The sequence below is a fragment of the Leucobacter chromiiresistens genome (genome assembly GCF_001477055.1).
Taxonomy (GTDB): Bacteria; Actinomycetota; Actinomycetes; order Actinomycetales; family Microbacteriaceae; genus Leucobacter; species Leucobacter chromiiresistens_A.
Window position 1 is genome coordinate 1 of the sequence record NZ_LDRK01000173.1, and the last position, 692, is coordinate 692.

The window sequence follows — 692 nt, forward strand, 5'->3', positions numbered from 1 at the left end:
GGCCGCCGCGATCGACGCGCTGCTCGAAGCCGCCACCGCGCGCCGCGACGCCGGATCGCTGCCCGACCGCCGGGCGTGGGTGGAGGAGACGCAGGCCCGCAAGGGCACCCTGCTGCGCAAGACGAACTTCGACAACGTGCCCATCAAGCCGCAGCGCGTCTACCAGGAGATGAACCGCGCGTTCGGGCGCGACACCCGCTACGTGACGACGATCGGGCTCTCGCAGATCGCCGGCGCCCAGATGCTGCACGTCTACAAGCCGCGGCACTGGATCAACTGCGGGCAGGCCGGACCGCTCGGGTGGACGCTGCCGGCCGCGCTCGGCGTGGTCGCCGCCGACCCGAAGACGCCCGTCGTCGCGCTCTCGGGCGACTACGACTTCCAGTTCATGATCGAGGAGCTCGCCGTCGGCGCCCAGTTCAAGCTGCCCTACATCCACGTCGTCGTGAACAACTCGTACCTCGGCCTGATCCGCCAGGCGCAGCGCGGCTTCGAGATGGACTACCACGTGTCGCTCGCCTTCGACAACGTCAACAGCCCCGAGACCGACGGCTACGGCGTCGACCACGTCAAGGTCGCCGAGGGGCTCGGGTGCAAGGCGATCCGGGTGCGCGAGGTCGACGACCTCGCGGTCTCGCTGCAGCGCGCCAAAGACCTGATGGCCGAGTTCCAGGTCACCCGTGGATAGGCTA

General features: G+C 69.4%; 1 protein-coding gene. It reads left to right on the plus strand.

All coding sequences use genetic code 11. The features are described 5' to 3' along the window. On the plus strand, window positions 1–688 hold a 688-nt coding region (locus NS354_RS12905), incomplete at its 5' end, for a thiamine pyrophosphate-dependent enzyme (RefSeq protein WP_241490548.1). Window positions 689–692: the final 4 nt, after the last annotated feature.